Annotated in this window: 27 protein-coding genes and 1 other RNA gene; 15 read left to right on the top strand and 13 right to left on the bottom strand. The window is 50.7% G+C overall.

The window, feature by feature from the left end; all coding sequences use genetic code 11:
* Position 1 precedes the first annotated feature (1 nt).
* On the top strand, positions 2 to 1384 hold the full coding sequence (radA, locus tag CLR69_RS13400) for a DNA repair protein RadA (protein ID WP_129713422.1): 1383 nt from the start codon (positions 2 to 4) through the stop codon (positions 1382 to 1384).
* A gap of 51 nt (positions 1385 to 1435) precedes the next feature.
* On the opposite strand, the gene CLR69_RS13405 is transcribed toward radA, so the two are convergent.
* Positions 1436 to 1831: a VOC family protein gene (locus CLR69_RS13405; protein ID WP_129713423.1), complete on the bottom strand. Its 396-nt coding sequence runs from the start codon at positions 1829 to 1831 to the stop codon at positions 1436 to 1438.
* A gap of 118 nt (positions 1832 to 1949) precedes the next feature.
* On the opposite strand from CLR69_RS13405, the gene CLR69_RS13410 reads away from it, so the two are divergent.
* Positions 1950 to 2894 carry a LysR substrate-binding domain-containing protein gene (locus CLR69_RS13410; protein ID WP_129713424.1) on the top strand — a complete coding sequence of 315 codons (945 nt, stop codon included), beginning with the start codon at positions 1950 to 1952 and terminating at the stop codon, positions 2892 to 2894.
* A gap of 65 nt (positions 2895 to 2959) precedes the next feature.
* The gene (nadR, locus tag CLR69_RS13415; RefSeq protein ID WP_129702689.1) at positions 2960 to 4213 is read left to right on the top strand and encodes a multifunctional transcriptional regulator/nicotinamide-nucleotide adenylyltransferase/ribosylnicotinamide kinase NadR; all 1254 of its coding nucleotides are present in this window, start codon (positions 2960 to 2962) and stop codon (positions 4211 to 4213) included.
* Here nadR and CLR69_RS13420 read toward each other — a convergent pair.
* The 3 genes from CLR69_RS13420 to zapA form a co-directional block, all read right to left on the bottom strand.
* Positions 4210 to 4851 (bottom strand): 5-formyltetrahydrofolate cyclo-ligase, encoded by a 642-nt coding sequence (locus CLR69_RS13420; protein ID WP_129713425.1) that lies wholly within the window; start codon positions 4849 to 4851, stop codon positions 4210 to 4212. The genes nadR and CLR69_RS13420 overlap by 4 nt on opposite strands.
* 38 nt (positions 4852 to 4889) lie before the next feature.
* A non-coding RNA gene (ssrS, locus tag CLR69_RS13425) (6S RNA) lies at positions 4890 to 5073 on the bottom strand.
* 74 nt (positions 5074 to 5147) lie between these two features.
* On the bottom strand, positions 5148 to 5477 hold the full coding sequence (gene zapA, locus CLR69_RS13430; RefSeq protein WP_039304500.1) for a cell division protein ZapA: 330 nt from the start codon (positions 5475 to 5477) through the stop codon (positions 5148 to 5150).
* A 192-nt stretch (positions 5478 to 5669) separates the two neighbouring features.
* Between zapA and CLR69_RS13435 the strand changes: the two genes are divergently transcribed.
* From CLR69_RS13435 to CLR69_RS13470, 8 genes are all read left to right on the top strand, one after another.
* The gene (locus tag CLR69_RS13435; protein ID WP_129702687.1) at positions 5670 to 6257 is read left to right on the top strand and encodes a YecA/YgfB family protein; all 588 of its coding nucleotides are present in this window, start codon (positions 5670 to 5672) and stop codon (positions 6255 to 6257) included.
* Positions 6258 to 6362: 105 nt separating this feature from the next.
* Positions 6363 to 7688, top strand: a complete 1326-nt coding sequence (pepP, locus tag CLR69_RS13440) for a Xaa-Pro aminopeptidase (protein ID WP_129713426.1) — start codon at positions 6363 to 6365, stop codon at positions 7686 to 7688.
* 45 nt (positions 7689 to 7733) lie between these two features.
* On the top strand, positions 7734 to 8912 hold the full coding sequence (gene ubiH / locus CLR69_RS13445; protein ID WP_129713427.1) for a 2-octaprenyl-6-methoxyphenyl hydroxylase: 1179 nt from the start codon (positions 7734 to 7736) through the stop codon (positions 8910 to 8912).
* A 28-nt stretch (positions 8913 to 8940) separates the two neighbouring features.
* Positions 8941 to 10152, top strand: coding sequence for an FAD-dependent 2-octaprenylphenol hydroxylase (gene ubiI, locus CLR69_RS13450; RefSeq protein WP_129702684.1), 1212 nt, complete (start codon positions 8941 to 8943; stop codon positions 10150 to 10152).
* Between the two features lie 344 nt (positions 10153 to 10496).
* Positions 10497 to 10760: a type VI secretion system tube protein TssD gene (tssD, locus tag CLR69_RS13455; protein ID WP_242451606.1), complete on the top strand. Its 264-nt coding sequence runs from the start codon at positions 10497 to 10499 to the stop codon at positions 10758 to 10760.
* A gap of 12 nt (positions 10761 to 10772) precedes the next feature.
* Positions 10773 to 11063, top strand: a complete 291-nt coding sequence (locus CLR69_RS23190) for a DUF2645 family protein (protein WP_129713428.1) — start codon at positions 10773 to 10775, stop codon at positions 11061 to 11063.
* 79 nt (positions 11064 to 11142) lie between these two features.
* Positions 11143 to 11445 (top strand): DUF2645 family protein, encoded by a 303-nt coding sequence (locus CLR69_RS13465; protein WP_012773149.1) that lies wholly within the window; start codon positions 11143 to 11145, stop codon positions 11443 to 11445.
* A 6-nt stretch (positions 11446 to 11451) separates the two neighbouring features.
* On the top strand, positions 11452 to 11748 hold the full coding sequence (locus CLR69_RS13470) for a DUF2645 family protein (protein ID WP_129713429.1): 297 nt from the start codon (positions 11452 to 11454) through the stop codon (positions 11746 to 11748).
* Between the two features lie 72 nt (positions 11749 to 11820).
* On the opposite strand, the gene CLR69_RS13475 is transcribed toward CLR69_RS13470, so the two are convergent.
* From CLR69_RS13475 to CLR69_RS13505, 7 genes are all read right to left on the bottom strand, one after another.
* A complete protein-coding gene (locus tag CLR69_RS13475; RefSeq protein ID WP_129713430.1) occupies positions 11821 to 13224 on the bottom strand; it encodes an APC family permease in 1404 nt (467 codons plus the stop codon).
* Between the two features lie 84 nt (positions 13225 to 13308).
* Positions 13309 to 14463 carry an iron-containing alcohol dehydrogenase gene (locus CLR69_RS13480; protein ID WP_129713431.1) on the bottom strand — a complete coding sequence of 385 codons (1155 nt, stop codon included), beginning with the start codon at positions 14461 to 14463 and terminating at the stop codon, positions 13309 to 13311.
* 10 nt (positions 14464 to 14473) lie between these two features.
* Positions 14474 to 15844, bottom strand: a complete 1371-nt coding sequence (locus tag CLR69_RS13485) for an aspartate aminotransferase family protein (RefSeq protein ID WP_129702679.1) — start codon at positions 15842 to 15844, stop codon at positions 14474 to 14476.
* 199 nt (positions 15845 to 16043) lie between these two features.
* Positions 16044 to 16868: an AraC family transcriptional regulator gene (locus CLR69_RS13490; protein ID WP_129713432.1), complete on the bottom strand. Its 825-nt coding sequence runs from the start codon at positions 16866 to 16868 to the stop codon at positions 16044 to 16046.
* Positions 16869 to 16955: 87 nt separating this feature from the next.
* Positions 16956 to 17993: an NADP-dependent oxidoreductase gene (locus tag CLR69_RS13495; protein ID WP_129702677.1), complete on the bottom strand. Its 1038-nt coding sequence runs from the start codon at positions 17991 to 17993 to the stop codon at positions 16956 to 16958.
* 199 nt (positions 17994 to 18192) lie between these two features.
* Positions 18193 to 19377: an aldo/keto reductase gene (locus tag CLR69_RS13500; RefSeq protein WP_129713433.1), complete on the bottom strand. Its 1185-nt coding sequence runs from the start codon at positions 19375 to 19377 to the stop codon at positions 18193 to 18195.
* Positions 19378 to 19433: 56 nt separating this feature from the next.
* A complete protein-coding gene (locus CLR69_RS13505) occupies positions 19434 to 19940 on the bottom strand; it encodes a nuclear transport factor 2 family protein (RefSeq protein WP_129713434.1) in 507 nt (168 codons plus the stop codon).
* 264 nt (positions 19941 to 20204) lie between these two features.
* Between CLR69_RS13505 and CLR69_RS13510 the strand changes: the two genes are divergently transcribed.
* Positions 20205 to 21110: a LysR family transcriptional regulator gene (locus CLR69_RS13510; RefSeq protein WP_129702674.1), complete on the top strand. Its 906-nt coding sequence runs from the start codon at positions 20205 to 20207 to the stop codon at positions 21108 to 21110.
* A 66-nt stretch (positions 21111 to 21176) separates the two neighbouring features.
* Here the strand turns inward: CLR69_RS13510 and CLR69_RS13515 are convergent, their stop codons facing one another.
* Positions 21177 to 21683, bottom strand: coding sequence for a TIGR00645 family protein (locus CLR69_RS13515; RefSeq protein WP_129713435.1), 507 nt, complete (start codon positions 21681 to 21683; stop codon positions 21177 to 21179).
* A 326-nt stretch (positions 21684 to 22009) separates the two neighbouring features.
* Here CLR69_RS13515 and rhaT point away from each other — a divergent pair, with 326 nt between their 5' ends.
* From rhaT to CLR69_RS13530, 3 genes are all read left to right on the top strand, one after another.
* Positions 22010 to 23044, top strand: coding sequence for an L-rhamnose/proton symporter RhaT (gene rhaT, locus CLR69_RS13520; protein ID WP_129713436.1), 1035 nt, complete (start codon positions 22010 to 22012; stop codon positions 23042 to 23044).
* Between the two features lie 316 nt (positions 23045 to 23360).
* Positions 23361 to 23825, top strand: coding sequence for a DUF4265 domain-containing protein (locus tag CLR69_RS13525; RefSeq protein ID WP_129713437.1), 465 nt, complete (start codon positions 23361 to 23363; stop codon positions 23823 to 23825).
* An 81-nt stretch (positions 23826 to 23906) separates the two neighbouring features.
* Positions 23907 to 24254 carry an immunity protein Imm33 domain-containing protein gene (locus CLR69_RS13530; RefSeq protein ID WP_129713438.1) on the top strand — a complete coding sequence of 116 codons (348 nt, stop codon included), beginning with the start codon at positions 23907 to 23909 and terminating at the stop codon, positions 24252 to 24254.
* A 237-nt stretch (positions 24255 to 24491) separates the two neighbouring features.
* On the opposite strand, the gene CLR69_RS13535 is transcribed toward CLR69_RS13530, so the two are convergent.
* Positions 24492 to 25106 (bottom strand): YagU family protein, encoded by a 615-nt coding sequence (locus CLR69_RS13535; protein ID WP_107170810.1) that lies wholly within the window; start codon positions 25104 to 25106, stop codon positions 24492 to 24494.
* Positions 25107 to 25574 lie beyond the last annotated feature (468 nt).

Genomic DNA, 25574 nt, shown 5'->3' on the forward strand with positions numbered 1-25574 from the left:
CGTGGCAAAAGCCATCAAACGGGCGTTTGTATGTAATGAATGCGGGGCTGATTACCCGCGCTGGCAAGGGCAGTGCAGCGCCTGCCATGCCTGGAATACCATTACTGAAGTTCGCCTGGCGTCTGCATCCGTATCACGCTCCGACCGTCTCACTGGCTATGCCGGTGAGAGTGCTGGCGTCAGCCGGGTACAAAAGCTCTCGGAAATCAGCCTTGAAGCGTTACCTCGCTTTTCCACTGGCTTTCAGGAGTTTGATCGCGTTCTGGGTGGTGGTGTCGTTCCAGGTAGCGCAATTCTGATCGGGGGTAATCCCGGCGCGGGTAAGAGTACGCTGCTGCTGCAAACGCTCTGCAAGCTGTCAGAAAATATGAAAACCCTGTACGTCACTGGCGAAGAATCATTGCAGCAGGTGGCGATGCGGGCACACCGTCTCAACCTACCGATTCAAAATCTCAACATGCTGTCAGAAACCAGCATTGAGCAGATTTGCCTGATTGCCGAGCAAGAACAGCCGAAGTTGATGGTGATCGACTCCATTCAGGTGATGCACCTCGCCGACATTCAATCTTCTCCCGGCAGCGTGGCGCAAGTACGTGAAACCGCCGCCTACCTGACGCGCTTCGCTAAAACGCGCGGCGTTGCTATCGTCATGGTCGGCCACGTCACCAAAGACGGCTCGCTCGCCGGGCCGAAAGTATTGGAACACTGCATTGACTGCTCCGTGCTGTTGGACGGTGATGCCGATTCGCGCTTCCGCACGCTGCGTAGCCATAAGAACCGTTTCGGTGCCGTTAACGAACTGGGTGTATTTGCCATGACGGAGCAGGGTCTGCGTGAGATCAGCAACCCGTCAGCCATTTTCCTCAGCCGTGGGGACGAAGTGACATCTGGCAGTTCAGTCATGGTGGTGTGGGAAGGTACACGTCCGCTGCTGGTCGAGATTCAGGCGCTGGTAGATCAATCTATGATGGCCAATCCGCGTCGCGTCGCGGTCGGGCTGGAACAAAACCGATTGGCGATCCTGCTGGCGGTGTTGCATCGCCACGGCGGCTTGCAAATGTCGGATCAGGATGTGTTTGTGAATGTCGTCGGCGGCGTCAAAGTCACCGAAACCAGCGCCGACCTGGCGCTGCTGCTATCGCTGGTTTCCAGCTTCCGCGATCGCCCACTACCGCAGGATCTGGTCATCTTCGGTGAAGTCGGTCTGGCAGGCGAAATTCGTCCGGTTCCCAGCGGCCAGGAGCGGATTACTGAGGCCGCCAAGCACGGCTTCAAACGCGCCATCGTTCCTCATGCCAATATGCCGAAGAAAGCCCCGGCCAGCATGCAGGTTTTCGGTGTGAAAAAGCTGGCCGATGCTTTGGCGATCCTCGACGATCTCTAAACGGGCTTAAGTGAATAGCCTTATGCCAACAAACAGGCCGTTTTTGTTTTATTACTGTCGCTGAAACAGTGTCAGCTGTAAGCCTGCTGGGGCATCTAACCGGCTATTTATAGACCGGAAAGGCGTCGATTTCGGCGCTCCCAGCAGTGCCGCACCCGAGGCAGTCAATGTATCCGTGGTCTGCACCACATCCTCAACTTCAAACGCCACGCGAATCCAGCCAGATACCCGTTCCCCAACTTCAATACGGTCGATAAATGCTGCTGTTTCTGGTTCGACTAATTCCAGCGTTGCCCTACCCGCCTCCAAAATAGCGACACGACCACTGTCCGGCGGTACTGCATCCTGCTGCCGCAGTCCCAGCTTATCGCGATAAAATGCCAAGGCGTTATCGAAGTCTTCTGTCGTGACCACCAACCTGAGTTCTTTCACCTTCTGCTCAGACATAAATATCTCCTCATTGATGAATTAATTTTCACATTATTCACTGCCAGAGACAGAATACTCCCGCTAGAATGACACATTCAAAGTCATCCTTTTCAGCATAAGATGAATAAAAATCAGCATGAAAAAAAGACTACCTCCCCTTGGGTCGCTGCGAGCCTTTGACAAAGTAGCGGAGCTACGCAGCTTCAAACACGCCGCCGACGTGCTCGGTGTTTCCGCCACGGCGGTTAGCCACCAGATTCGTCTACTAGAAGAACACCTAGGCCAACGCGTGTTGGATCGGACACCTCGCCACGTGGCGCTCACGGACAAAGGCGAATTGCTCTATGCAGGGACTCGTCAGGCATTTATGTTGCTTCAGGATACAGTGGAAAAAGTTATAGAGTCCCCCGTGGACAACATATTGACCCTGACCGCCACGACAGCGTTTATTTCTCACTGGCTCATGCCTCGTCTGGCACAGTTACGCCACGCTTATCCAGACCTTGATCTACGCCTGCATGCTGACGATCGCATCGTCGACATGCAAACAGCCGCGATTGATATCGCTATCCGCTATGGCAACGTGCCTGATGGGGCAGTAGCGTCACCGTGTCTTTTCGAGGATAAATTTATCCTCGCAGTGAGCCCAAAATTCGCGATAACACATCCAGAAGATTTGCTAATGGTCCCACTTATTCACGTTGATGGCAGACGAATCCCATCATTAACGCCTGACTGGAGCTTGTGGCGAGAGCTGCACGGGCCATCAGCGCTAGATATTACGCACGGTTCACACTTCAACGATGAAACGCACGCCATTGAGGCCGCAATCGCCGGACAAGGCGCAGTGATCGCCAGTCGCCTAATCTTACAGAATGCATTACGCAGCCGTGTGCTTTACGCGCCGTTTGCTACTGCACTTGATGGAGGTTGCTACTACTTCGTTGAAAATCCAAGCAGTAAGAAACACAGTCTTATCACGCGGTTTCGCAACTGGTTAACAGCAGAGATAGTTGAGAGTTCAGAGGCTGGCAGGCCAAATGGTCGCTCAGGCGATGAGGGACACCAACGAGTATCCTGAAAAAAAGCAGATATTGCCTTATCTTGTGGTATTTTGTTTAGTAGGCTAAACAAGAGTGTTGCACCATGTCATCATTTGATTACCTGAAATCCGCTATCCGCCAGAAGGGTTGCACCCTACAGCAGGTTGCCGACGCGACCGATATGACCAAAGGCTATCTCAGTCAGTTACTTAATGCCAAAATCAAAAGCCCTAGCGCACAGAAGCTGGAAGCGCTACATCGGTTTCTTGAGCTGGAATTCCCTCGCTACGAAAAGAATATTGGCGTCGTCTTCGGCAAGTTCTATCCACTACACACCGGCCACATTTATCTGATTCAGCGCGCATGCAGCCAGGTCGATGAACTGCATGTGATTTTAGGTTACGACGAGCCGCGCGACCGTTTGCTGTTTGAGAACAGTTCGATGTCACAGCAGCCCACCGTCAGCGACCGCCTGCGTTGGCTATTGCAGACCTTTAAATATCAGAAAAATATTCATATTCACGCCTTTAATGAGCAAGGGATGGAGCCTTACCCACACGGCTGGGATGTGTGGAGTAAAGGAATTCAGGCGTTCATGCAGGAAAAAAGTATCACGCCTAATTTCGTCTACACCAGTGAAGAACAGGATGCGCCGCAATACCGCGAACATCTCGGTATTGAAGCTGTTTTGATCGACCCGCAGCGATCCTTTATGAACATTAGCGGTTCGCAGATCCGCCACGATCCCTTCCGCTATTGGGACTATATCCCAACCGAAGTGAAACCGTTCTTTGTGCGTACCGTAGCCATTCTTGGTGGCGAATCCAGTGGTAAATCCACGCTGGTAAACAAGTTGGCTAATATCTTCAACACCACCAGCGCCTGGGAATATGGCCGCGATTACGTGTTCTCCCATCTGGGTGGCGACGAGATGGCGTTGCAGTATTCCGACTACGACAAGATTGCACTGGGTCAGGCACAGTACATTGATTTTGCGGTCAAATATGCCAATAAAGTCGCCTTTATCGACACCGATTTTGTCACTACGCAGGCGTTCTGCAAGAAATATGAAGGCCGTGAACACCCATTCGTACAGGCGCTGATCGATGAATACCGCTTCGATCTGGTGATTTTGCTGGAGAACAACACGCCGTGGGTAGCCGATGGGCTGCGCAGCTTAGGCAGCACCACCGCGCGTTCAGAATTCCAGAACCTGCTGAAAACGATGCTGGCTAAAAATAATATCCCGTACGTTTACATCAAAGAGTCGGACTACGATTCGCGGTTCCTGCACTGTGTGGAATTGGTACAGCAGATGTTGGGCCACGATCGATCGCCCGAACAAATAAAAAACTAGCGCGTGTTCCACTGCCAATGGTGGGAGGGCGTGATAATTTCCGGTAGCGGGATGTCCCAACTTTCCACTGGCAGTGCGTCAACCATCTGACAATCGTGGGCCAGTCCAATCGGATAAGGCCCGCGAGACATCTGGTTGCGATACTGCAACGTCCGATCGTAAAAACCACCGCCCATGCCCAAGCGCTGCCCCTGATGATCAAACGCTACCAGCGGCGTCAGCAGAATATCCAACTGCGATAACGGCAGCACCTGCCGTACGTCCAGACGCGGCTCCATAATCTTCAGACGATTGCGCACCAGCTCGGTGTCCGGTGCATAGCGCAGAAACAGCAGATACCCGGTGCGAAACGGATGAAGAACCGGCAAGTAAACGCGCTTCCCCCGCAGCCATAGCTGTTGAATTAACGGATGCGTATCCAGCTCACCATCAAACGACAGAAATACCGCCACGCTATCTGCCCGTATGATCTTCGGGTGCGCCATGACACGTTCACTCGCCTGTTGCGCAAATAATCTCTGCTGTTCCGGCGTCAGTAAACGCCGCTGCTGGCGCACAACCTGACGGATCTGCTGACGTGATACTGCCGTGGAGGAAGGTGAATTATCGGGAAGAATTGGTAAATCAGAAGATGACATGGGCTGCATTCGCCACGGTCAAAAGTGATAAAAGAAAGGGAATCTCCGAGATGCCGCCGCAGGCTGTAACCCTTGAACCCTTGGTTCAAGGTGAACATAACGTCGCAGTCTTAAGGCTTCTCGGACGAACCGAGCGTGCTCACCAACCGCAGAGCATTACATTCTGTTGGTATGAAATATCGGCTCAGGGGACTGGCCCGCTGACAAACATCTCAGAGAAATTTTATTCGTTACTCGCGATAAACCTTAGCACGTCTTATCGCGTAAAAACACCGTACTTTTGTCAAAATACGACGTTATTCAAATTGTGCACCCTGACGTTCCGTGATCTTGCCTTGTTCCAGCAACGCCTGCTCGATGGTTTGCTGCAACATACGAATACGCTGTTCCATATTCGACGCATAATCACGCGTCTTACCCCGCTCCTGCGCCAGTTCATGGCACACATTCAGCGCGGCAATAAACACCAGTTGCTCGGTGTTTGTCACTCTTGTGCGAACTTTAAGATCTTGCAACCGCTGGTTAAGATCTTCCGCTGCCTGATTCAACGCTTCCTGTTGTTCTGGCGGACAATTCACTCTTAACGAACGGCCAAAAATTTGAATATCTACTGGTTGTGCAGACATACCACCTTCCTGCCTTTTTTCGTTCTTGCGCCCGCGAGTCGCATAGCATGAGCATTACCCGTTACATCGGGTTCATTAAAGCGGGCGCCACTATATATAGCCGAGATCTAAGATACAAGCCCTTTCTGGAATCCAAAGGGAGCTTGGTGGTAGCATAGCACGAACCAATCCAGCCAACGATGATGAATCCGCATGTCTATAGAGAACACGTTTCCTGCCTATGAAGGCCTTGACCAACTGCTTCATCAACAGCAAGTCGCGCTGACCGCAGCAGAAATGCACGGCTTGATCAGCGGAATGCTGTGTGGTGGAAACCATGATGATAGTTGGAGAACGCTGGTTTTTGAACTGACCAATGAAGGTATGGCGTTTACTCAAACGCTGTCGCAGCCGCTTCAGGACCTGTATCAGGCCACGCGCGAAGCGCTGGAAGATGATGGTTTCCTGTTTCAGCTTTTCCTGCCTGATGATTCGCTGGACGACGTGAGCGTTTTCGATCGCGCCGATGCGCTGGCAGGCTGGGTCAACCACTTCCTACTGGGTCTGGGCGTCGCTCAGCCGAAGTTGAACAAGGTTAAAGGCGAGCTGAAAGAAGCCATCGAAGATTTGCGCAACATCGCACAGCTTGGCTACGACGAAGACGAAGATCAGGAAGAACTGGAGCAATCGCTGGAAGAAGTGATTGAGTATGTTCGCGTTTCTGCCATTTTGTGCCATACCGAATTTACCAGCCAACGCGTTGTCACTGCCCCCGAGCAGCAAAAACCAACGCTGCATTGATTTTTGATGCAAGGCAGTCTTACGAAAGACGTTATTTTATAAAAATCATGCCTTATGCAGGCGGAAGGGAAAGGCAACCGCACGGACAATTTTCAGGAGCAGGTGATGAATCCACAAGAATTTCTTCGTCGTCGTCAGGGTCTGTTGGAAAAAATGGCACCGGGCAGTGCGGCGATTATTTTTGCTGCGCCGGAAGCGCAGCGCAATGCTGACAGTGATTACCCTTATCGTCAAAATAGTGATTTTTGGTATTTCACGGGTTTCAACGAACCAGAAGCCGTTCTGCTGCTGGTAAAAAGTGATGCTAAACATCACCACAGCGTAATCTTCAACCGCGTGCGCGACCTGACCGCTGAAATCTGGTTTGGCCGTCGCCTGGGCCAAGACGCAGCCCCCACCAAACTCGGCGTTGACCGTGCACTGCCATTTGGCGAAATCAGCGCGCAGCTGCATTTATTGTTGAACGGATTGGACGTGGTATACCACGCGCAAGGGCAGTACGATTACGCCGACAGGCTGGTTTTCGCTGCGCTGGATACCTTGCGCAACGGCACCCGCCAAGGATTTGCTGCCCCCGCTACGCTGACTGACTGGCGTCCTTGGGTGCATGAAATGCGCCTGTTCAAATCGCCTGCAGAAATCAGCGTCATGCGTCGCGCCTGTGAAATTACAGCGCTGGCTCATACACGAGCGATGCAGAAATGCCGTCCTGGCATGTATGAATATCAGCTTGAAGGCGAAATTCACCACGAATTTACCCGTCACGGCGCACGCTATCCGTCTTACAACACCATCATCGGCAGCGGTGAAAATGCCTGCATCCTGCATTACACCGAAAACGAAACGCAAATGCGCGACGGCGATCTGGTGCTGATTGACGCGGGCTGTGAATACAAAAGCTATGCTGGCGACATCACCCGCACCTTCCCGGTAAACGGTAAGTTTACTGCGCCGCAACGTGCCATTTACGACATCGTGTTGCGTTCACAGCTGCGGGCACTGGAGCTTTTTGGACCGGGTCGTAGCATCCGCGAAGTCAATGAAGAAGTGGTACGCATCATGGTTAGCGGGCTCATCAAGCTCGGCGTGATGAAGGGTGAAGTGGAAGAGCTGATTGCTGAACAGGCACATCGTCAGTTCTTCATGCACGGCCTCAGCCATTGGTTAGGTTTGGACGTGCACGATGTGGGCAATTACGGCACCACCGACCGAGGCCGTCCGCTTGAGCCCGGTATGGTGTTAACCATCGAGCCGGGTCTTTACATCGCGCCCGATGCTAAAGTGCCGCAGCAGTATCGAGGCATCGGTGTGCGTATTGAAGACAACATCGTGATCACCGAAAACGGTAACGAAAATCTGACAGCGGGCGTAATCAAAGACGCTGATGCCATCGAAGCGCTGATGGCGCAACAGCATGATACTCAGCACTAGGCCGCTTTTTCAAAGGTCAGCGACATCATTGCAAAGGACAACAACATGGCGGTCATGATTGTCGGTGGTGGGATGGCGGGCGCGACGCTGGCGCTGGCGATATCACGGCTTTCACAAGGCACAATACCGGTTGACCTTATCGAGGCATATTCACCACTCGGCAAGGAACATCCGGGTTTTGACGCACGCGCCATCGCACTGTCTGATGGCACACGCCAGCAGCTAGCGGCGCTGGGCATCTGGCAAGCACTGTCTGGCAATGCAACAGCAATAACCGACATTCACGTCAGCGAACGCGGACATGCCAGCGTAGTCAATCTGCACGCATCGGACTATCACGTTCAAGCATTAGGCCATGTGGTTGAACTGCATGAGGTCGGGCAGCGCCTGTTTTCCCTGCTACAGCAGGCACCTGGCGTGCGCCTGCACTGTCCGGCCAAGGTGGTTGCCGTCACGCGGATGCAAGAGAGCGCTACGCTAACATTGGATAACGGCACTGTGCTCACAGGTCAACTACTGGTTGCCGCCGATGGGTCACACTCCATGTTGTCGCAGTCCTGCGGGATTCACTGGCAGCAGCATGAGTATGATCAGGTTGCGGTCATTGCCAACGTAACCACGACAGAACCCCACCGCGGGCGCGCATTTGAGCGGTTTACTCCGCACGGTCCGCTGGCGCTGTTACCGATGAGTAACGGCAGAAGCTCACTCGTCTGGTGCCATGATAAACATCGTCAACACGACGTTGATGGATGGAGCGAAGCCGAGTTTCGCCAACAGCTACAGCAGGCTTTTGGCTGGCGTCTGGGGCAATTTATCCACACCGGCGAACGCCATAGCTATCCGCTGCGCTTGCTAACCGCCAGCCAGCACATCAGCCATCGGCTGGCACTGGTCGGCAACGCGGCACAAACGCTGCATCCGATTGCCGGACAAGGCTTCAATCTGGGAATTCGCGATGTCATGTCGCTGGCGGAAACGCTCGTCGATGCGGCGAAAAACCAGCAGGATATCGGCCAGTACAGTGTACTCAGCCGCTATCAGCAACGGCGCGAACCCGACCAACAGACCACCGTCGCGATCACCGATGGTCTGGTCAGGCTGTTCGCTAACCGCTATACCGCGCTGGCGGTCGGCCGCAATCTGGGTCTCATCGCCATGAATAACCTGCCGCTGATGCGCGATGCGTTTGCCCGTCGCACGCTGGGCTGGGTAGAACGTTAATTAAGCTCGCCAACAGGAAAATACGGAAATGCAATCATTCGACGTGGTTATTGCCGGCGGCGGTATGGTCGGTCTGGCGCTGGCCTGCGGCCTACAGGGTAGCGGCCTGCGCATCGCCGTGCTGGAAAAACAGGCTACCGAGCCTCAACCGCTCGGGAAAGACCATGCCCTGCGCGTCTCCGCCATCAATGCCGCCAGCGAATGCCTGCTGCGTCATATCGGCGTCTGGGAGAATCTCGTGGCGCAGCGTGTCAGCCCCTACAACGATATGCAGGTCTGGGACAAAGACAGCTTCGGCAAAATCAGCTTTAGCGGTGAAGAATTTGGCTTTTCCCATCTTGGGCATATCATTGAAAACCCAGTGATTCAGCAGGTGCTGTGGCAGCGCGCCTCACAGTTAAGTGACATCACCCTGCTCTCCCCTGCGTCGTTAAAACAGGTTGCCTGGGGCGAGAACGAAGCCTTTATTACATTGCAAGACGACAGCATGCTGACTGCCAGGCTGGTGGTCGGCGCAGACGGCGCACATTCGTGGTTACGCCAGCATGCGGATATTCCGCTGACCTTTTGGGATTATGGGCACCACGCGCTGGTCGCCAATATTCGTACTGAGCACCCGCATCAGTCTGTGGCACGTCAGGCGTTCCACGGTGATGGCATTCTGGCGTTCCTGCCGCTGGACGATCCACACCTCTGTTCGATTGTCTGGTCACTTTCGCCCGAGCAGGCACTGGCGATGCAAAACTTGCCAGTAGAGGAGTTCAACCGCCAGGTCGCCATGGCGTTTGATACGCGGTTAGGGCTGTGTGAACTGGAAAGCGAACGCCAGACTTTCCCGCTGACGGGGCGCTACGCTCGCAGCTTCGCAGCACACCGACTGGTGCTGGTCGGTGATGCAGCCCACACCATTCATCCGCTTGCAGGACAAGGCGTCAACCTGGGCTTCATGGATGTCGCTGAACTGATTGCAGAGCTGAAGCGTTTACAGACACAGGGTAAAGATATCGGCCAACACCTTTATCTGCGGCGCTATGAACGCCGCCGCAAGCACAGCGCTGCCGTGATGCTCGCCAGCATGCAGGGGTTCCGCGAACTGTTTGACGGCGACAATCCGGCGAAAAAACTACTGCGTGATGTCGGTCTGGTACTGGCGGATAAGCTCCCCGGAATTAAACCGACGCTGGTACGTCAGGCAATGGGATTACACGATCTGCCAGACTGGCTTAGCGTCGGAAAATAATAGATTCAGAACAGATAATAAACCTCGCCGCTAAGCGGCGAGTTATCAATAACGCTTATTTTTTACTTAAATCAGTAATCAACTATTACTCACCCTGTTATTTAATCAACTACTATAATCTCACTCCATAATATAATTAATCATATAAATATAATTAGCATGATAATAAGAAAGGCCGTCCATTAAAAAATTAATCATTAAAAACAAATAATTAACTATTTTTTAGAAGGTTGCTTTCTGAGTCAGATAATATTATTTATTAAAGAGTGATCCCACTCTTTTATTTAATAGGAATTTACGTTATAACGACTCCAGCAAGGACGCTTTAACAGGGAGTTACACGAATGGCTAATTCTATTTTTATGAAGATAACAGGTAAAATTCAGGGGTTAATTTCTGAAGGGTGTTTAAGTATTGATTCTGTAGGAAACAAACATATTTCTGGACACGAAGATGAAATTTTTGTTTATGCGACAAATTATGACCTATCAAGGGATCGACACGTCAATCATCACCCCTTTTCCGTGACTAAAGTCGTTGATAAGTCGACACCTCTTCTACTCACCAGCATCGCCAATAATGAACTATTGGAGGTTGAGTTAAGATAAGGAATAATATCAATGTCACGAGCAAAAGAATCCATCTATCATGTTTATTTTTATGCTTATTCCGCTTTATGCTTTTTTTTGATCAATACATTTTCCACAATCGGATATGATGGCTCACTTGAACGGTTCTGCGAAACACCGAGAGGCGACGTTGATAGTTTCCTTATTTTTATTATCGTTCCCTTATCCGTTCATTTTTTTCTGGTTAAACGAAGCATCCCCAAGATTATTACCTATCTCATCATTCTCATATATCATTCAGACAGTTTTTATACGAGAATTAGCATGTGCCCGATTATGTAGATAAAACAATAGATGCCTCATTTATTAGACAGTGGATTTTATTTATTTTCCATAAAGATTAAAAAAGGAATTTTAAAGCATGTTTCAAAAAAACTATATCTATAATGTCTATTTTTATGCTTATTCTGCCTTATGCCTTTTTTTAATCAACGCTTTTTCTACCATCGAATATGAATGGATGCTGGATGACGGTTCGCTTGACAGCTTCTGTGAAGTGCCAAGAGCAGATGCCGATGGTTTTCTCATTTTTATCATTGTTCCTTTATCTATCCCTTTTCTTCTGGTGAAAAGGACGCCTCCCAGAATCGTCACCTATCTTGCTATCCTTATATATCATTCATACCGTTTCTATACGCGAGTTAGCCTCTGCCCGCACAGATAAAACACGATGAGAAACGTAAATACATTACTCTTTAGCCTCTGTTTTTATATTTATTCAATTCTCTGCGCTCTGATCATACTGATCACATCAATCAGAGATTATGAAGGGATGGTTGATGGGGTAGAAATAAGAAACCTCTGTGAGATACCTGAAGGTGATTCCGATGGATTCTTTGCGTTTATTATCATCCCGCTATCTATCCCTTTCTTTTTTGTCAAAAAGAGCATAGCTAGAATCATCACTTACATTATAATTTTATTTTATTATTTATGGAGTTTTTATATCCGATTTAATTTCTGCTGATCATTTAAAAAAACACTCACCAACAAACCGGACTCATATCCCCCTCATAAGTCCGGTTGGTTACAGTGGAATTTACTGCATATTTCCCTGCGGTGATGGGATGCGCATACGGCTGGCGGACAAATAGCCCAATACGGCAATACCGAATACACCCCAAGGCAATAGAGAAACAAGCTGGGAGGATGAGCCACTCAGTACATCAACGTTTCTGACGACCATAATCAATGCCGAGAGCATAGCCACCGTCGAGATAATCGGTGCCCACAGACGACTCCATGCCGAGACCGGATGCTGCGTTTCACGTTGGAAGAAGCGAATAACCGCCAGCGAAACACCAACCTGAAGCAGCAGGATCGCCATCGTCGCGATCGCCGATCCCAACGCGAAGATCTGCATCATCGGATCAAGATCCGCCACCACCATCGCACCCAACACGGCCAGCACAAAGACCGTCTGCACAATGCTCGCCACGTAAGGCGTACCTTTACTTTTACTGACCAGCGCCAACCTGGAGGACAGCACACCATCACGCCCGATACTAAACAGATAGCGTGAGATGTTGTTGTGAAACGCCTGCGCCGCGGCGAACAGACTGGTGATCAACAGCAGCGATATCATCTGCTCAGACCATTTCCCCACCAGCGCGGTCGATACATTTAAGATAAAACGTCCGGGATCGTTGATCGCCTGTTGCTGTACCTGATCCACCCCATAGGCTTGCACCATCATCCAACTGGTGAAGGCAAAGAACAGCATAATCAAGATAACCGCAGCCAGCGTCGCCCGAGGTATGGTTTTTTCAGGATTGCGGCACTCTTCGCCGTAGATCGCCGTTGATTCAAACCCGATGAAAGCAGCGATACTGAAAATCAGCGCAATGCCAATGCTTCCCTGATTAATCACACTGGGCGAAAACGCCTCCAGCGTGAGGGATGGCGTATCGTGGGACAGCAGCACCGCAATATCCACCACCAGCATGATGCCCACTTCCATCAGCATCAGTACGCCGAGCACGCGCCCGCCGACCTCCACACTCTCAATCCCCAACAGGCACATCAGCAGCAACATCATCACGCTGTAAAGCCACCATGGTAGTTCAATACCGAGATGTTCCTGTAGATACATACTGCTAAAGAAACCAAACATCGCAACCACCGCGATCTGAATGGCGAAATAGGCCAACAGCGCGACAGATACGGCGCTAAACCCCGCACGACGTCCCAACCCTAGCGTGATGTAGCTGTAAAATGCGCCAGCGTTCGTCACATAGCGGCTCATGGCAATATAACCAAAAGAGAAAATCAGCAGTATGCCACCAGCCATTAGGTACACAGCCGGAATCCCCGCACCGTTGCCTGCGGAGATCGCAACCGGCAGGCCACCGACCACGCCAGTTAGCGGCGAAGCAGCAGCCACAACAAAGAAGACCAACGACCACAGCCCCAGGCTGTTCTTTTTCAATTGATGAGTATTCATCTTGCCCCCGGATACACAAAACGAACCAGATAGCGTGATGTCGCGCAATCAGGTCGATGGTAAATTCCTTGCCGCCGCGCCACCTTACAGGCAGGTGCGATACAGCCCTTCGATGTCCTGACGTGAGGCACTGCGTGGATTCTGCTCCAGGCTCACTCCCATCGTCTGCACGCAGTTGTCCGCCAGCCAGGGAATATCTTGCTCACGCACGCCGAGATCGCGCAGCGTAAACGTCAGCCCGATATTTTCCAGAAAACGCTGTACCAGATAGACGCTGTGTCTCGCCCGCTCCGTGTCATTAAGATGCGTCACGCTATCGCTCATCGCACAGGTAACGGCAGCAAACCCCGCGACATTTTCAGAACAGGAAAAACGCATCAGTTCGGGATATAACGCAGCAAGCCCTTCGCCATGTGTGATGTTGTACAGCCCACTCAGCGGGTGTTCCATCGCATGCGGCAGCCCGCACGCCGACATCCCAATCGCCATCCCGCCAAGCGTATTCGCCCAACACACCTGATCCCAGGCATCCAGATCGGTCACATCCCGGCAGACACGCGGTAGATACGTAGTCAGCAGCCGAATAGCGCGCTCAGTCATGATTTCCGTCATCGGGTTACAGAACTTGCCAACCCGCGCTTCGATGTTATGGCTGAGTGCATCAAAACCTGTTGCCGCCACCATGCGAGATGACTGCGTAACCATCAGCGTCGGATCGACAATTGCCGTCCGGGCGTACAGCGCGGGTGAGAAAAATGCGGGTTTATCGTGGGTTTCAGGGTTGGTGAAGACAGCGACACAGTTGCCTTCACTTCCCGTCCCCGCCGTCGTGGTCACCAAGACCAGCGGCAACGTTGTAGCAGGTGTCGGTGGTTGAGACAGACAGTCCAGTAGTTTCCCCGAATTACATGCCATAAACGCGATGCCTTTGGCGGCATCCATCACGCTGCCGCCCCCCACACCAAGCACGACATCACACTGCTGCTCGCGCGCTAGCGCAGCACCGTCATCCACCGTCGTGGTAAGCGGGTTGGCTTCAATGCTGTCGAATAACACCCAGTGCACACCGCACTGCGTCAACAGGTCGGTCAGACGCGTCAGTAACCCGGTTTGGCGACAGCTGGTTTTTCCCGTCACCAACAGAACGCTATTCCCCAACAGCGCCACTTCTTCGCCCACTCGGGCAACTTCACCTCTGCCGATACACAGTTTTACCGGCTGTGAATAAGTAAATGTCATTGCTGCTTCCTCACGCCGTCATGACAGACGCATTGGCCTGCTCAGCCTGCTCAACCACGCTGTTCAGGGCGGATTCAAACGCATTCAGCGCATAATCGAGCTCTTCTTCGCTAATCGTCAGCGGCGGTAGGAAGCGAAACACCGCCAGGTTATTGATGGTGAAATTCACCTGAATACGCCATTTTTCGACCAGCAGACCGGCGATCGCCGCAGAATAGTATTCGCCCATGCTGGCGTGCAGCGCCTCCGGTAAACGACCAAACTCAATGCCGATCATCAGCCCTTTGCCGCGTACTTCTTTGATCACCTGCGGGTGGCGCGCCTGAATTTCATATAGCCGCTGCATCATTAACGCGCCTTTACGTTCCGCCATACCGCAGAGATCGTGTTCGATGATGAACTGTAAGGAACCCAGCGCCGCCGCCGCACTCAGAGTATTTTCCTGATAGGTGGCGGTATGGTGATAGCAGGTTTCGATGGTGCCATATGCCGCTTCATACAAAACTTCCGTACAGAGATAGCCGCCAAACGGCACCAGCCCGCCGGACAACCCTTTGGCGAAAACGATACAATCCGGCACCACATCATCATGTTCACAACACCAGAACTTACCGGTGCGCGCCGCTCCACACTGAATTTCGTCCAGCACCAGCAGCGTGTCATAGCGATCGCACAGTTCGCGTGCCGCCTTCAGGTAACCCGCAGGAGGCACGATAATGCCACCTTCCCCCTGAATCGGTTCCACCACGAACGCCTTGTATTTTCCTGTCGCCAGCGCACTTTCCAGCTCAGCAACAGAACCGTAGGCAACATGATCGATATTGCCTAATGTCGGCTGCTGCCCCGCACGCCATTTATCCTTGCCACCGAGCGACACCGCGCCAGACGTCTTACCGTGAAACGCGCCAAGCGTCGCTAACAGGTGGGTCTTGTGTGTTTTATGTCGGGTACCGAGTTTGACCAGTTTGATCATCCCTTCGATCGCCTCCGCCCCTCCGGTCGCCGTGCCCATTTTGGTCAGCTTTCCCTGTGGAGAAAGCAGCGCCATGTTGTGCGCCAGCGCCGCTGCCACGTTGTGATAGGAAATCGCCCCCATCATGAAGAGACGGTTATCGAAACACTTCTGCAAACAGGACCACACGAATTCATTGTTGTTGCCGACAGTCACCACCCCGACTGCGCCAATCATGTCCAAATGCTTTTCACCTTTGTCATCAATAAAGGTGCTGCCTTCCGCTCGAACAAAGTATTTGGCATGGCCATCCAGAGAGCGCATGCGGTTCAGGTGGGTTAATTGCAGTGCACGAGTGGTCTCGCCATCCAGTGCGATCGCGTCATCAATGGTGTAAAAACCCGGTACGATGTCTTTTGCCTGTGCCATAAAAAGCCTCACAACGTTCATAAGAGAAATGTGCGATAGCGCACGGTATGAAGCGTTTATAGCAAGGAGGAAGATGGAGAAAATAGAATAAATCGGCACACACCAGAGTGCAGCGATAGCGCCTTTTTGGTGCACACTGCCCCAAAAAAAACAGCGCAGGATGAGAGATGTCTTTGCGTGAAGATCATCAAAGATGAATTCAGCACTGGCGAATACGATGCTGGTAGCGAACAGCCTGTAGTCGAGCCAGATAATGCTGCGGAGAACAGGAGGTAAACGCTTTGAATTCACGGAAAAAATGCGACTGATCGGCGTATTCAAGACGCTGTGCCAGCGAGGTCAAACTGTCGATATTGCCCTGATTGAGCAGTGCAAGCGCTCGCTGGAAACGAATCGTGCGGCAGAATGTTTTGGGCGACATACCGCAGTTATCATGAAACAAACGGTGAATGTAGCGCGCGGAATAGAGCGTTTTGCGTTCCAGTTCATCAACCCTGATTTTTCCATCGTGCGCCATTATCAGGTCGATAATTTGCAGCAACAGCGGCGGTGCCGAGCGGTTCGTCCAGTAGGAAAAGTAGTGCAGAAACAAACTGACCTGCTCGTTAAAGTCATGGCTATTCACCAACCGTCTCAGCAGGCGTGGCGTATCAGGCGCGACCTCATCAAAAGGGATCTCCTGACCTGCAAGTTCCCCTGGAGACAGGTCGAGAAAAGCGGGCATGATCCCCGGCATAAAACGCACACCAAAATAGCGTTCTCCCGGCATCAGCCGGGTAATCTGCGCCGATGCGGTACTGCCGCAAACGCGTCCACTTGGGGCATCAAGACAACAGTGCAGCAGGAGATCGACGCTGCCGTCCGGCACAGCCAACGTCATCGCTTCAGCCCGATCGACCGTGAAACTGTAAAAATGGGCAATAGGTGACTGACTGATGCTTTTCTTCAGGTAATCTTCTGCCGCATTGATAACAAACCACGGCTGCAACGGCCGCACGCGAAACGACGCAGAATCAGGATGCATTGACCTTCTCCCCCGCAACGATGACACAGGGGATCAGGCAATTTTTACGCCAACTCTCTTTCCGTCAACGCAAGTGCGCTTCCGTTACTATGCATCCGGCCCGATTCTGACCACCAACTTACCGAAGTTGCGACCATGTAACAGACCGATAAAGGCTTCCGGGGCATTTTCCAGACCGTCGACAATTTCTTCCCGATATTTAATCTTGCCTTGCGCGACCCAAGGCGAAACCTCTTTCCAGAATTCGTCAAAGCGATGACCATAATCATCAAAGATGATGAACCCCTGCATGCGAATACGCTTCTTCAGGATCGTACCCGCCAGCAGCGGTAAGCGGTCTGGGCCATCGGGCAATCCTGTGGCATTGTAGCCAGAGACCAATCCGCACACCGGAATACGCGCCGAGGTATTCAGCAACGGTAATACCGCGTCAAAGACTTTCCCGCCGACGTTTTCAAAATAGATATCGATGCCCTGCGGGCAGGCTTGCTTTAGCTGTTCAGCAAAATCATCCGCCCGGTGGTCGAGACACACGTCAAACCCAAGAACCTCAACCGCGTAGCGGCATTTCTCCGCCCCACCGGCCACACCGACAACCCGGCAGCCTTTCAGTTTCCCGACCTGGCCGACCGTCGCGCCGACTGGCCCCGTCGCAGCAGCCACCACCAGCGTTTCACCGGCTTTCGGCTGGCCGATATCCGTCAGCCCCATATAGGCAGTGAAGCCCGGCATACCCAGAATACCCAGCGCATAGGAAGGATTGGTAGGCGACTGCCCCAGATTGGTTAATCCTTTACCGTCAGAAAGTGCGTAATCCTGCCAGCCGCTGTAGGACAGCACCCAATCGCCCACCTGATAATCCGAGTGTTTTGACTCAACCACCCGGCTGATGGTTCCACCGACCATCACGTCATTCAGTTCGACCGGTTTGGCATAAGAAGGGGCATCGCTCATGCGGCCACGCATGTAGGGATCGAGGGAAAGAAACACGGTACGCAACAGCACTTGCCCCGTATTGATTGATGGGACAGCCTGCTGTTCCAGACGAAAATTATCTTGGGTCGGCGCGCCGTGCGGGCGTTGAGCCAAAACCACACGACGGTTAATACGATCGGTTTGCGGCATAATATCCTCCATTAGACAAAGCGCGTTGATGAAATCACTTCGTTAACAATAGGATCTGTTCTTTCTTCTGGCTATGCAAACCGTGCGGCACATCGTGTTGATACAGTTCGATAAAAACATCCTGTATCTGATCGGTAAAAAACCAGCTCAAAAGGATTGGCAACGATAACGACTTTCGAGCGGGTTAAAAATGAATACCTTATGTGGGAATCGGGGCGTCCCTAGAAATCAACTTCTGCTCACGTAACTCATCCCAGAATGCCTGCGGGATACCCACTTTCATTGATTGAATATTCGCTTTCACCTGTGCGGGAGCACGGGCACCAGGAATAATGGCAGAAACAATAGAAGGCGCGGCGGCAAACTGAAGTGCAGCGGTTCTGATATCCACACCATGCCGGTCAGCAATTTTTGCCAAATGCGCGCGCTTCTCAACGACACCTGGCGGCAATTGCGTACTGAAATGATAACGATTCCGTCCGCCCAGGAATCCATCATTGAGTGGTGTGCCAACCGTAACGGTAATCCCTTTTTTAGCCAAAATCGGGAACGTTTTCATCAGGGTATCTTCATGGTCAATGATACTGTACTGACAGGCTAACAGTACAATATCGGGTGTCGGCCCCTCTAAAGCCGCCGCCATCGTAGCGGCATCGGGATGATTAATGCCAAACCCCCAGGCCTTTATCACCCCTTCCTTACGAAGTTTCTCCAATTCGGCCATTGCACCGAGGCGAGCGGTGTCGAAGGCGGTTGTCCAGGGCTGGGAGAGTTCTGTGTTCTCTGGACCGAGATCGTGAATGTAGACGATATCAATACTGGAGAGCCCCAAACGTTGGAGACTATCTTCAATAGAGCGTCTTGTTCCTGCCGCGGTGTAATCATACTCATAGGAAAAGTTGAGTTTGTCCGCCCACAACGATGCTGGCAATGCTTCTCGACTGGGATGGAATACCCGCCCGACTTTAGTCGAGATAAGGTACTGATCGCGCGGTTTATCGCGCAGAAATGCACCGAGTCTATGTTCTGAAAGGCCATGTCCATAGAAAGGCGACGTATCGTAGTAACGAACCCCGCCATCCCAGGCAGCCTGCAACGTTGCCTGAGCTTGTGCATCGCTGATCGGCGCAAAAATATTACCAATCTGTGTCCCCCCCATGCCAAAACGAACTGGCGTTCGGTAACGAACACCCTGGTCAGCAGCATTGAGGGGTAACGATGTTTTGGTGATTTTACCCCGAGTAGGGAGTACGCTTCCTTGTACGGTTTCAGGCTTAAAGCTCGCTACGTCGCCTAGTGCTTGACCCGATTGTGATAATACTGAACCCGTGGCAACAAGGGCTGCCCCACCAGCCGCTAATCTCAGAAACTCTCTGCGTTCCATCTCCGATACCTCTCATGTTGTGTTAGCCGCGAAATATTCCCATCATTTAGCCTTTCTTAACGTAAATCGGGTGCCTCACCGAGTAATGCAGGATCCCAGTGTTCTACAGCCTTGCCGCCCTTAATCCGCCAGGTGTCGTACCACGTTGTCATATAAGTGCCGCCAGGCGCGTTAGGATCGCTAACCGTCCGAGGATAAAGCACCGTCACTAAATCCCCTTCGGCAAGTACTGCAATGACTTTCATGTTAAGCCGCTCAGGGGTCGGGCGAGGTTTGACCTTGAGGACTTTGGTAAAATAATCAACGACAGCAGCACGACCACTCTGCGCATTCGGGTTGTGCTGTAGATACTCCTCCGAGAGGAGTTCATCAGCTTTGTCCCACTGCCCAGCATCAAGCAAATCCCGCAGAATCCGATAAACGACTTGCTTATTCGCATTCAATACCGGGTCTGGACTGGTGAATAACGCATCAGGGTTACCAGCAACTTGCGGCGCAGGGGTCTGTGCCTGTGCACAAACAGAAATCAGGCTAGTAGCCAACACCGCTGTTAATAACGCCATTCTTATCATTGGTTCATCTCAAGATTAATGGGTAATCGTTAGAATTTCGGGCATCCCCACCGTGAGGTCGAGGTATCCGGTGTATCGAGCTCAACACCTTGCAAACTTTGGGCTGGTAGCTCACGAACGGGCTTACTTGAAAGAGTAAATCGGCTCGTTTCTGTAAAATAAATTGTGGAGTTCTCGTTAGCATTCCGTAAATTGATATTTCTGGATTTCATTATTCCAAATCAAGGAATAGTGTGGGTATGAAGAGGAGGAAATATGAACCGCCTGGAAATACTGCGCATCTTTACTACAGCAGCCTCGAGCCACAATTTTCGTGATGCGGCAAAAAAACTAGGGGTATCCGCACAAGCGATCACGCGGGGTATCCAATGCCTGGAAGACGAACTTGGAGAAGTGCTATTTCACCGCAATACCAGAGGGGTGCAATTGACAAATTTCGGTGAAAGGTTTGTCAACAATGCTCAGCAGGCGGTATCAGGCGTCGATGGTCTATTTCAACGCACCAATCGCAGACAGCTGTCTGAATATGCAGGCGTAGTACGAATCACTGCACCGCCTTTTATTATACGTGATGTGGTAATGCCAATGCTGAGTCAACGCTTAGCGGATTTCCCAGGCTTACTCCTTGATTTACGGCTATCGGAGGAATGGGCAGATACCGTCAATCAACAAATTGACATCGGCATACGGATGGGCCCGACGCGTGATAATCGCTGGGTCGCCAAAGCGGTAAAAAAAGTGCCTTTTTATGTGGTAGCCACACCAGCATTACTTGCCCGCATTGGTACACCGAAGCATATTGATGAGCTTGAAAAACTACCGACTACCGCGTTACTCGATCGTCGTACCGGACGACCGTGGCCTTGGTTATTCAGCGATGGACGTCTTCTGTCACTATCAAGGCCCGTGGTTGTCGTCGACGATCTTGAGGCGGAGTGTGCGGCCGTTTTGTCAGGCATTGGGATAGGACAATTGTCAGGGATAATCGCAGCCCCGTATTTGCGTACGGGGCATCTTGTTGCCTTGCTTAATGATGATATGCCGGATCCCTGGCCTCTTCATGTCTATCGACCACAGGCAGGCCCAGTGCCAGCACGAGTTCGTCTAGTGTTTGATACTTTGGTAGATATATTGGGCAACATAGACCTGACTCTTCCCTAAAAATGCTTGCCGCTACGTACTCGAGCAAACACGGATCACGTTTTCCGACGACGTTTTTAAAGTAAATTATGCCGCTTTACTTTTTTCGTAACGCGACATGCGATCCAGATAGCCCATGACGAGCGCAGACAGCACAAACGTCAAATGGATAATCACATACCACATCAGCTTGTTATCCGGGATATTACGAGCATCCATGAACACACGCAGCAGATGGATCGACGAGATCGCGACAATCGAAGCGGCGACTTTGTTTTTCAGCGAACCGGAGTCCATCTTACCGAGCCAATTCAATTTTTCTCTGCCATCAGTGATATCTAATGCAGACACAAAATTCTCGTAACCGGACAGCATCACCATCACCAGCAATCCGCCGACCAGCGTCATATCGATCAGCGACAGCAGTACCAGCACCAAATCTGCTTCAGCGATATCCAGAATGTTGGGCAGGACGTGGAACACCTCCTGGAAAAACTTGATCGCCAGTGCCAGCAACCCCAGTGACAACCCGAGATAAACAGGGGCAAGCAGCCAGCGCGATGAATACATCAGATTCTCAATAAAACGTTCCATAACTCACTATATGCAGAAGGAAAAGAGGGAAATAATAGCGAAAAGCCCTGCGGTGGTGTTAATCAATTCTTGAACAGAATGCACCATTTGCGGAATGTTATACCCTATCGCCTCCACAGAGATGAATTCCACGTTTTGTGATCCTGCCAGCTCTCATCTTCAACCCGATGCCGTTCCTCTCTCCCTCGTGGCATGCAGCTGAAGGTGCGCATTTTTTCACCTCCCTACACTGTCTAGCGCCAGCAAGTCTGGCAACACTCATACACTGCACTCTACATTCAGAGCCGAATACAGGCTTACTACAAAGTAAAAACAAGGGGTTACGCATGAGCAATCCTATTCTTCTTGGTATTTTCTGGCATTTCATCGGCGCGGCTAGCGCAGCCTGCTTCTATGCACCATTTAAGCAGGTCAAGAACTGGTCGTGGGAAACCATGTGGTCACTCGGCGGGTTTTTCTCGTGGATTATCCTGCCCTGGAGCATCAGTTGGTGGATACTTCCTGATTTTTGGCGCTATTACGGTGCATTCGATATAGCAACCCTACTCCCTGTCTTTCTCTTCGGTGCCATGTGGGGCATCGGCAATATCAACTACGGCCTGACGATGCGCTACCTCGGCATGTCGATGGGCATCGGTATCGCTATCGGCGTGACGCTGATTATCGGTACGTTGATGACGCCCGTCCTGCAAGGCAAATTCTCGGTTCTGTTTGGCTCGGCAGGTGGCCAAATGACGCTACTCGGCGTACTAGTCGCAGTCATCGGCGTCGCGATTGTCAGCTACGCCGGCATACTGAAAGAGCGCGCACTCGGTATTCGCGCCGAGGAGTTCAACCTGAAAAAAGGGCTGATTCTGGCTGTGATGTGCGGGATCTTCTCCGCGGGTATGTCCTTTGCGATGGACGCAGCCAAACCGATGCACTCCGCCGCACAGGCGCTGGGGATTAACTCGCTATATGTTGCCCTCCCCGGCTACGTGGTGATCATGGGCGGTGGCGCCATCGTCAATCTGGGCTTCTGCTTCATCCGTTTGGCAACCTGCAAGGAGATCTCGTTGAAAGCCGACCTGTCGCAGGCTAAGCCGTTACTGATTGCCAATGCGCTCTTCGCCATTCTGGGCGGCGTCATGTGGTATTTGCAGTTCTTCTTCTATGCTTGGGGGCACGCCAACATTCCGGCAGATTACACCTATATCAGTTGGATGCTGCATATGAGCTTCTACGTGCTGTGCGGTGGCATCGTCGGTTTGCTATTTAAAGAATGGAAGGCCGTGGGACAAAAGCCCGTGCGCATGCTGGTTCTGGGCTGCCTGGTGATTATTCTGGCGGCGAATATTGTCGGCTTGGGAATGGCCACTTAAGCATTGCATCATCGCGTTCGATGCCATCAGACAATTATCGAACGCGATGGCAATAACATCAAAGTACGGACGAAAAAATACGTTAACACATTGAGGAACATGAGGATGTCAGACGTTTCTACCGCACTACACGGGCTTTCCCCAAGGGATTTGCAATGCTATGCCTCTGCCTGTTTACAGGCCTATTTAAGTAAAAAATGTCGTATCCAGTATGGCAAGAATATTGAGGCAGGGTTCTGAGATACGAATCCGTGTTTTTGGGCTAACATCGGGATATCATTTTAGTCACTGACTCAAATATTGGTAATACCCACCTATGTTAGTTCATGTATATGTAGCGAATAACGATGATGGACCTGTTTTTGAACAACTCCCTGTCCGAGAAATCGAGAAAGATACTTACGAATTATTGTCATCTCCCGGTCTGACACTAAATTTAGCGCGCGGGGATGTCTTCCGAATTAAAGACAAGCATGCGCACCCGGAAGTACTGAAAAGAGGCGGTAATTTTTGCATTCATATTTATGCCGATGAGCTCTCACCTGAAAATATCACCTGTTTAGAGAATGATGTAGTTAGCCAACTGAACGGAACATTAGACGGCAGATTTGAGGGAAATTTGACATTGGCCGTTCCGGCAAGGAATGGGATGGATAAGATTGCCGATGTTTTCGACGCCTTTCGCGAAAAAACAGGCATCGAATGGTACTTTTCCAATATTTATAAGAACATTGACGACGATGAAGATGAAACGCTTTTAAATTGGTGGCTAGATAGCTAAATGCTATTCAGCCAGCCCCTCAAGTGAAATCACGCATTGCGGGAATCTCGGAATGCATCAAAAACCACAGTGGATTAAACCATGCCAAAAGCGGTTCAAACTCTACCCAGCGCACGACAAAAACAGACCTGCGATAAGTACCAATTGCCGCTACATCCCCCAGAGGAAATGGTCGCGATTGCTCTAGATACCTTACAGCGCTCGCCTATTTACGGAACCCGGATCTCATTACCGGAAAATGGCACGATAAGCTGGTTTATACATTGTGGCGAGTATTCAGCCGAGAGCAACTTTTACCAGGCCCTTCACACGAGCCACTTGGAAGAAACATTACCTGAAGTCGTACGGTATCTATTTTTACCCGAAGGGACAAAATTCATCATCGATCGGGCTGGATATGAGGATGTTTGGCAAGAAGAGGCTGAATAGATGACATTTGCTATCTGAATCCATCATTTCCCCGTCGGGCACCCTTCTCGCCATGCAAGCTGCATGGTGCAAGTAGTTATTTTTCGTGAGTAAAATCAGTATATTATGGCTATAAAGTCAAAACGCCCTGAGGAATTCTCAAGGCGTTCTGGAATAAACTTCGACTTTTACTACGAACTTATTCTTAGAAAAGAATAAGCATCGAAATATGTTATATCTCTAAAATAAAATCACGCGTTATCGTGAAGCACCCAAAGGAATTTCAGGATCAGGTTCGTGAGTCATACGATTACGCAAATCACGACGAATAATCTCAATAGACCAGAACCAAATTAGATGACCCACGATTTCTGATACATGTTCGTACCAAGGAAGAACAAACAGAGAGGGAGTCAGGCCCATCAATGGGAATGAAATCATATGGACAAATAATTGAGCCAGCGCACCAGCCAACAGACCTTGCCATAATTTTATTTTAGGAAATACTTCTGCAACAACGCAGTAACCTACAGCAAAAACAATAGAGAAAATAATATGCGTCACACCGACCCAATTGAATACATGGCCAGCAAAGGTATAAACAGCCGCATTAGGGTCAACGACACCAAGCCAATCGCGTAAGAAGATGTAAGGAGGATTAAGGAAATTACGAGAACAATCAATTTGTTCGGCAGCTCTAATCAGTGATTCAGGTGCACAAGCACCGCTAAACATATCAGTAGGGCTACGTGGAGGAAGCGGATTTTCTGCGCCCCACTTGACGAAAGATGAAACAATACCTGCAATCAAACCAATAAAAGCAGCTAATCCATAGCGTCTCCGAGATGGAGATGTTTGTTCAAAAAAGTTCATTTTTTTACCAATCTAACCATTAAAGATTATATTCTTACATAGGTATTATGTACTTATAAAGATGTTAATTGGTATATCGGATAATTTCTCTAGTATATTTTGTTATTAGGAATGCAGTTTTAAATTTTATAAAATGACAATAAGAAATTATGAGTTGCTTTTTTGTGAAACTTTTATTCAATAATTGAAAAACCAGATTCTATAACGTATACGAAATGTATATTTCTCGAGAGACAAACGAATAATAACGCATCAATAAAGGGTCGATAATAAATAGCCTGGTTATTTATTTGTGAAATAATAACAGTTCAGTAACTCATACTCTCGCCTTGCATCACTCACGCCCCAGTGACAAAGAATGCCCCACCGCGTAGCCAGTAAAATCACATCAATGAAGTAAAGCGTTTCTGCCAAGCGCCTTCTGCATATATATTTTTATGGAATTGAAAATCAATTTTTATTCTTTTA

It is taken from the genome of Pectobacterium zantedeschiae (genome assembly GCF_004137795.1).
Taxonomy (GTDB): Bacteria; Pseudomonadota; Gammaproteobacteria; order Enterobacterales; family Enterobacteriaceae; genus Pectobacterium; species Pectobacterium zantedeschiae.